The following is an 8276-nucleotide window of genomic DNA, read 5'->3' as shown; positions in this document are numbered from 1 at the left end:
CGATCAAATGATGCGCCAGACGGTTGGCGCCCTCGTTGAGCCGCTGGTAGCTCCAGCTTTCGCCTTCCGTTTCGAGCGCCACCGCATCCGGCGTCTGCGCCGCGCGCTGCTCGAACTGGCGGTGCGCGAACTGCTCCGGGTAGCTGCGCTGGGTGGCGTTCCACTGCACCAGCACCTGGCGCCGCCCCGCTTCATCCAGCAGATCGATATTGCCGATCACCTGGGTTTCGTCCTTCACCATGGCTTGCAGCAGCGCCTTGAAGCCGGCGATATGCCTTTCCATCGTGCCCTGATCGAACAACGCCGTCGCATAGCCGATGCGGCCAATGAGGTGGCCATCCACCTCTTGCATGTCCAGCGCCAGGTCGAATTTTGCGCTGTGATGGTCGAAGTCCAGCTCCCGCATACTCAGTTGGCCCAGCTCCACCGCGCCCTTCGGCGTATTCTGCAAGGCGAACATGAGCTGGAATATGGGGCTGTATGCCAGGCTGCGGCGCGGATTGACCGCTTCGACCACCTGTTCAAATGGAATATCCTGATAGCTTTGCGCTTCCAGCACCAGATTCCTCACCCGGTCCAGCATTTCGCCGACAGTAGGGTCACCGCTGACGTCAATGCGCAAGGAAACCGTGTTGACGAAAAAGCCGATCAGCGGCTCCAGCTCCAGCCGGATACGGTTGGCCACGGGAGAACCGATCACCACTTCCTGCTGGCTCGCCAACCGGGCGGCCAGCGTACCCCAGGCGCTCAGCAAGGTCATATACAAGGTGGCTTCATGCCGGCGCGCCAGGGCTTTCAACTGGGCGCTGAGCTCCGCATCCAATTCGAAACCGAGGCTGCGGCCTGTATATTCCTGCGCAGCGGGACGCGGCCTATCGCTTGGCAGGGTAGTCAGCTCCGGCGCATCCGCCAATTGCCCCTGCCAGTAAGCCAGCTGTTGCTTCTGCACGCCGCCGTCGAGCCACCGGCGCTGCCATAAAGTGAAGTCGGCATACTGCACGGGCAAAGCCGGCAGAGGGTCTTTGGCGTGGGACGTGCCACCGGCGTAAGCGCGATATAGCTCGCTCAATTCGCGCGTCAGCACGCTCAGCGACCAGCCATCGGAGACGATGTGGTGCACCGTGATCAGCAGCACATGCTCTTCAGCTTCCAGGCGCAGCAGGCGGCCCCGGATCAAGGGTCCCCGGGTCAGATCGAAAGGCGCACGCGCTTCTTCCCTGGCCCAGTGTTCCACGCCGGCGCGGCGCTCTTCGCCATTGCCGCCGCTCAGATCGTGGCGCTCCAGAGTAAAACGGGCGACGTCATCGATGCACTGCAGGGGATTGCCATCAACCACCTCGAAACGCGTGCGCAAGGCTTCATGCCGAGCCACGATGCGGTCCAGCGCCGCTGCCAGCGCTTCCTCATTCAAGCGCCCTTCCAGCCGCAAGCCCAGCGGAATATGGTAGGCCGCACTGGCCTCTTCACCCATCTGGGCTATAAACCAGAGGCGCTGCTGCGCGAACGAGAGCGGCCAGGAACCGGCCTGCTTTGGTCTCGGCGGGATGATCTCGACCGGCAAGCCATCCTTGCTCCGGCTTTTGGCCTGGCGCATCTGCTGCAGCAACGCTTCCTTCTCGGTTCTGCTCAGGTTTTCCAACGGTGCTTTCTTCATTGTTCAAGCCCTATCTTGAGAGATCATGGATTCAAGTTCTTCGGCGCCGTATGCCATCAATTCCTGATCGAGGATGATGCCGGCGAGTTCCGATAGAACGGGATTCGAGAACACTTCAGTCAATGCAATATCCAGCCCCCACTCGCGCCGGATACGCGCGAGCAGTTGGGTTACCAGCAGGGAGTGACCGCCCAGTTCGAAGAAATGGTCATGGCGGCCCACCTGCTCCTGCTGCAATAGTTCGGACCATATGGCCGCCAGCGCCGCTTCCGTGTCGCCTTGCGGCGCTTCGTAAGGACGCTGCGCATAGGCCGCCCCCTCAGGCGCGGGCAAGGCTTTCCGGTCCAGCTTTCCGTTCGGCGTCAGCGGCAGCTGGTCCAGCAGCACGAAGGCCGCCGGCACCATAGGCTCGGGCAGCACGCGCGCCAGTGCGGAACGCAGCGCAGCCAGATCCGGCACGTCCGCCACCAGATACGCCACCAGGCGCTGATCGCCCGGATTGTCCTCGCGTGCCAGCGCTACGGCCTCGCGCACACCGGGCTGGCGCAGCAGTTGCGCCTCGATCTCGCCCAGTTCGATGCGCTGGCCGCGCAACTTGACCTGGTGGTCGTTGCGGCCCAGGTACTCCAGCGTGCCGTCGGCCAGCCAGCGTCCCAGGTCGCCCGTCTTGTACAGGCGCGCGCCGTCCTCGCCGGCGTATGGGTCGGGCACGAAGCGCTCCCGCGTCAGTTCGGGACGGTTCAGATAGCCGCGCGCCACCTGCACGCCACCGATGTGGATTTCTCCCGCCACACCGGCCGGAACCGGCTGGCCATGCCGGTCCAGCACATACATGCGCGTGTTGGCGACGGGCCGGCCCAGCGGAATACTGTCAGGCAGCTCGGGGCCGGCGCAATGCCAGGCCGTCACGTCCACCGCCGCCTCGGTCGGGCCGTAGAGATTGTGCAGCTGGACGCCCGGCAGCTCCCGCAGGAAGCGCCGCGCCAGCGCGGCCGGCAAGGCTTCGCCGCTGCACAGCACCCGTTTCAGGCTGCCGCAGCGCGCCGCTTCACCGCTATCGAGGAAGGCTTGCAGCATCGACGGTACGAAGTGCAGCGTCGTGATGCCGCGTCGCGCCACCGTATCGGCCAGATAGGCTGGATCCCTGTGGCCATCCGGCCGCGCCATCACCAGGCGCGCGCCGCGCATCAGCGGCCAGAAGAATTCCCAGACCGAAACGTCGAAGCTGAACGGGGTCTTTTGCAGCACCGCTTCATCCGGCTGCAGGCGATAGGCTTCCTGCATCCACAGCAGGCGGTTGACGATGCCGCCATGCTCATTCATCACGCCCTTGGGCTGGCCAGTGGAGCCGGAGGTGTAGATCACATACGCCAGGTGCGACGGCGTCAGGCCCAGTTCCGCCACCGGCAAGGCCTGCGCCGACAACTCCAGCCAGGGACGCTCAGCGCCATCCAGGTGCAGGACCGGCAAGCCTTCCGGCAACTCGATCGCTTCAATCGCCCGGCCTTGCGCCAGCAGCACGCGCGGCGCGCTGTCGCGCAGCATGAAGGCCAGGCGTTCAGCCGGATAACCCGGGTCGAGCGGCACGTAGGCGCCACCGGCCTTCAGCACCGCCAACAGGCCAACCACCATTTCCGCGCTGCGTTCCAGGCACAGCGCCACGCGCTGGTCCGGCCCCACGCCCATGGCGCGCAACTGGCGTGCCAATTGGTTGGCCTGTTCGTCCAGCTCGCGATAGCTCAAACGGCGCTCGCCGTCCTCCACCGCCACGGCCTGCGGCCGCAGGCGGACCTGTTCTTCGATGATCTCATGCAGGCACAAGTCGCGGCGGTAGTCGCGCTGGGTGCGGTTCCAACCGCGCAGGATTTGCGCCGTTTCGGCATCGCTCATCAGGCCAAACCGGTCCACCGCCTGCGCATCGTCCCGCACCATGCCGGCCAGCAGCGCCTTCAGGTGGGCTGCGTAACGGCTCACGGTGGCACGCTCGAACAGCGCGGTGGAGAACGTCAGCGCGCCGCTGACAAGGCTCTCCCCTTCCACCAGCTCCAGCGACAGGTCGAACGCGGATGCCGTCAGCTCCAAGGGCAACTCCTGCAACGGCGCGCCGCCCAGCGACAACGAAGCATGCGCGCCCGTCTGCCAGGCGAACATCAACTGGAACAAGGGGCTGTGCGACAAGGCACGCTGTGGTTTCAGCGCATCCACCACCTGTTCAAATGGGATGTCCTGATGGCTCTGCGCCTGTAACACCCGCTGCCTGACCTGCGACAGCAGCGATGCCACGCTTGGGCTGCCGCCGACGTCAATGCGGATCGCCAGCGTATTCGCCAGCAAGCCCACCACGCCTTCCAGCTCCAGACGGTTGCGGTTCGCTACCGGTGTGCCGATCACCACCTCGTCCTGTCCAGCCAGACGTGCCGTCAGCGCGCCCCAGGCAGCCAGCACCACCATATACAGCGTGACGCCATGCTTATGCGCCAGCCGCCGCAGCGCCGCAGTCAGCGCGGCATCCAGCTCAAAGGCCAGGCTTTGACCGGCGTATTGCTGCAATGCGGGGCGTGGACGATCCGTGGGCAGAGTGATCAAGGCTGGCGCACCCTGCAACTGGCGCTGCCAGTAACCCAGCTGGATTTGCCGTACCGGCCCCTCCACCCAGCGCCACTGCCACAGCGTGTAGTCCGCATACTGCAGCGCGGGCATAGGCAAGCTATCGGGCGCGGCACGGTACAGGGCTTGCAGTTCGCGGAGCAGCAAGTCCAGGGACCAGCCATCTCCGATCAAATGGTGCAAGGCCAGCAGCAGCACATGATCCTGATCGTCAAAGCTCAACAGCCTGCCGCGTATCAGCGGTCCCTGTTCCAGGTCGAAGGGTTGGCCTGCCTCGACGCGGCTCCAGCGCTCGATTTCCGCTTCCCGGCTTTGCTGCGGCATGGCCGCGCCGAAGTTCTGGCGCAGCAGCGTGAAATTCGCATCGACGGCAATGCGCTGCATCGGCTGGCCGTCCGGCACTTGCACCGTGGTGCGCAACACCTCGTGCCGCTGGACGATAAGCGTCAGCGCCGCCTGCAGCGCATGGACATCGATCGCCCCGGCGATGCGCCAGCCGCGCAGCATATTGTAGGCCGTACTTGCCTGCCCTCCCATCTGGGTGACGAACCACAGCCTTTGCTGGGCAAACGAGAGCGGCAGCTGCGACGGACGCGCGTCCGAAACCACGTCTGGCAGACTGCTGGCCGCCGCCGCACTGACCAAGGTGGCAAAAGCATGCAATACCGGCCGGGCAAACAGGCCTGCCAGCGCCACTTCCACGCCCAGTTTCTGGCGCAGGCGCGAAACCAATTGCACCGCCAGCAGGGAATGGCCGCCCAATTCAAAGAAGTGGTCGTTGCGGCCCACCTGCTCCAGCTGCAGCAGCTCGCGCCAAAGTTCCGCCAGCGCGGATTCCACACTGCCTTGCGGCGCTTCGTAGCGCTGGTGGGCATAAGCCGCGCCATCAGGTGTCGGCAAGGCCTTGCGATCCAGCTTCCCGTTCGGCGTCAGCGGCAATGCTGAGAGCTGCACATACGCCGCCGGCACCATATGCACTGGCAGCACGGCGGCCAAAGCCTGCTGGATCGCCGACGCGTCGACGTCTGCCTCCTGCGGCACGATCCAGGCCACCAGGCGCTGGTCGCCGTGGCCGTCGTCGCGCGGCAGGACGGCCGCTTCGCGCACGCCCGGCAGGCGGCCCAGTTGCGCCTCGATCTCGCCCAATTCGATGCGGAATCCGCGAATCTTCACTTGCTGGTCATTACGGCCCAGGTATTCCATCTTCCCATCCGCCAGCCAGCGCCCCAGATCCCCAGTCTTGTACATGCGCGCGCCGGCATCGGCGCTGAAGGGGTCGGGCAAGAAGCGCTGCCGGGTCAGGTCGGCACGGTTCAGATAACCGCGCGCCACCCCGGCGCCGCCGACATGGATCTCGCCCGTCACGCCCTGCGCCACCGGCCTGCCATGGGCATCCAGCAGATATAGGCGCAAATCGGAAATCGGCTGGCCGATCGGACTGCCTTCACGCCGCCCGTCCAGATCCGCCGCCACTATCTCACGGTAAGTCACATGCACCGTGGTCTCGGTAATGCCATACATATTGGTCAGCCGGGTAGCCGCGCTGTCCTCCCGCCCAAACCAGCGCGCCAGACTCGCTACCTCCAGCGCCTCGCCGCCGAAAACGATATGGCGCAGCCGGTGCGGCGTTTCCCCCTGCCGGTCCAGGATTTGCTGGAAGGCGCTGGGCGTCTGGTTCAGCACCGTCACGCCGCGTTCACACAGCAGCCGGTAGAAATCTTGCGGCGAGCGCGTGGTGAGATAGGGCACCACGACCAGGCGGCCGCCGTATAGCAAGGCGCCCCACAGCTCCCAGACCGAAAAGTCGAAGGCGAAGGAATGGAACAAGGTCCAGGCGTCCTGATGATCAAAGTGGAACCAGTCCCGGGTCGCATCGAACAGGCGCGTAACGTTCCGGTGCTCGACCATCACACCCTTGGGCTGCCCGGTGGAGCCCGAGGTGTAGATGATGTAGGCCAGACTTTGCGGCGACAGGCCAAGCGCAGCGGCGCTTGGATTCTGCGTGGACAGCTCCTGCCACGGCCGCTGCCCACCGTCGATCAGCACCAGCCGCATACCATCCACTGCCGGCAGCTGCTCGCTCAACTCCGCCTGCGCCACCACCACCACGGGGCGGCTATCCTCCAGCATGAAGGCAAGACGCTCCTGCGGATAGGCCGGGTCCAGCGGCACATAGGCGGCGCCGCTCTTCAGCACGGCCAGAATGGCCACTACCATGTCCAGGCTGCGCTGCATGCAGATCGCCACCCGCTGTTCCGGCTGCGCCCCCATCTGGCGCAGATAATGGGCCAGACGGTTGGCCTGTTCATTAAGTTCGCGGTAGCTCAGGCTATGTTCTTCATATTCCACGGCCAGCGCATCCGGCCTCAATTCGGCCTGGCGCTCAAACAACTGGTTCAGACAAAGACTCTGAGGATAGCTCTGCCCCATGCCGCTCCATTGCTCCAGCATGACGCGCCGTTCTTCATCGCCCACAATATCCAGCCGCCAGGCTGGCTTTTGCGGCGCCTGCTCCAGCGCATCGGCCGTCTGCTCCAAAGCGCGCAGCAGGTAACCTGCAATGCGCGCGGCCCCGACAGGTTCGGCGATCTGCACGCTCACATCGAAGTCCTCGCCCAGATCGTCCACCGACAAGCCAAAGGGATAGTTGGTGCGTTCATGCGCCGACAGCATCTCGATGCCCTGTTCCCAGCCGCTGCCTTCCTGCTGATCCACGCGCTCATTGGCACTGTGGCGGTAGTTGAGCAAGGCGGTGAACAGCGGCACCGTGGCCGGTACGGCGCTGCAGCGCTGGGCCAGCGCCAACGGCGCATGCTCATGCTGCATCAACTCCGCCAGCAAGGCCTGCGTCTGGCGCACGCCATCCAGCACGCCGGTTTCGCCCAGCCGAATGCGCAATGGCAGGGTGTTGATGAACAGACCCATGGCGCGGTCAGCGCCCGCACCGCCCTGCATGCGGCCGAACAGCACGGTGCCAAAGACCACGTCCTCACGCCCCGTACTGGCTGCCAGTACCAGCGCCCAGGCCCAGTGGAACAGGCTGGCGGCACTCACGCCCGCCGCCCGCGCCTGACGGCGCAAGCGGCGCGCCAGTTCCGACGCGAGGCGCTGCTGCACCTCATCCACCCGGCTGCCATCGCCCTTGATATCGTCCAGCCCAAAAGGAGCGGTCGCTTCTTCCACATCGCCCAGCTGGCTGCGGAAGTAAGCCTCATGCTCCTGTGCCTTGCCGGCCTGGCGCGCCACCGCCACAAAGTTACGGAATGGGACCGGTTCATCCAGCTCGAGTGTCCGGCCGGCCTGGATCAGGCCCACCTCGCGGAACATCACGTCCAGCGTGGTATGGTCCAGCACCATGTGGTGCAGCAGCAGTTGCAGCAGCCAGCGCTGCTGCTTGCCGTCGAAAGCCGCAAAACCATGCAACAGTGGCGCCTTTCTCACATCGAGACGGAAGCTGCGCGGATCGGCCAGCGCGCGCAACTGGGCCTCGGTGTCGCCAGGAGGCAGCTGCGGCAGGTCCAGCGCGAACGGCGCTCGGCGCCAGACCACCTGCACCGGCTCCGGCAAACCTTCCCACAATACGGACGTGCGCAGCACATCATGCCGGTCGATCACCTGCTGCAAGGCGCTGACAAAACCGTCCAGACGCTGACGCGAATCGAAGGCCAGAACGGTGGAAGTCAGATACGGATCGCCTTCCGTTTGCAGGAGATGGTGGAACAGGATGCCTTCCTGTAGCGGCGCCACAGGATAAATATCCTGGATGTTCGCCGCGCTGCCGGGAACTGTCGCGGTTATCTGCTCAATTTCGCGCGCGCTCAGGCTCACCAGGGGCAGCATGTCCGGCGTGATGGCCGTGCAGCCAGCCGGAATAGCGTTGGGTGGCACCGCCACCTCGCCGCCTAGCGCCGCCTCATTCACGGCGCCCGCCAGCGCCGCCAGCGTGGGCTGGGCAAACAGCATGCGGATATCGGTCTGCAAACCTTGCTGGCGCAACCGCTCGACCAACTGCACC

2 protein-coding genes are annotated in these 8276 nt (G+C 65.1%); both read right to left on the bottom strand.

What is annotated here, in order from left to right; all coding sequences use genetic code 11:
• On the bottom strand, nucleotides 1-1654 hold a 1654-nt coding region (locus FHS03_RS27665; protein ID WP_229426473.1), incomplete at its 3' end, for a condensation domain-containing protein.
• A gap of 3 nt (nucleotides 1655-1657) precedes the next feature.
• Nucleotides 1658-8242: a non-ribosomal peptide synthetase gene (locus FHS03_RS27660; protein WP_221208282.1), complete on the bottom strand. Its 6585-nt coding sequence runs from the start codon at nucleotides 8240-8242 to the stop codon at nucleotides 1658-1660.
• Nucleotides 8243-8276 lie beyond the last annotated feature (34 nt).

The sequence above is a fragment of the Pseudoduganella violacea genome (genome assembly GCF_014191875.1).
Taxonomy (GTDB): domain Bacteria; phylum Pseudomonadota; class Gammaproteobacteria; order Burkholderiales; family Burkholderiaceae_D; genus Rugamonas; species Rugamonas violacea_A.
Note: the sequence above shows the minus strand (reverse complement) of the source record. Positions and strands in the feature narration are given on the sequence as shown.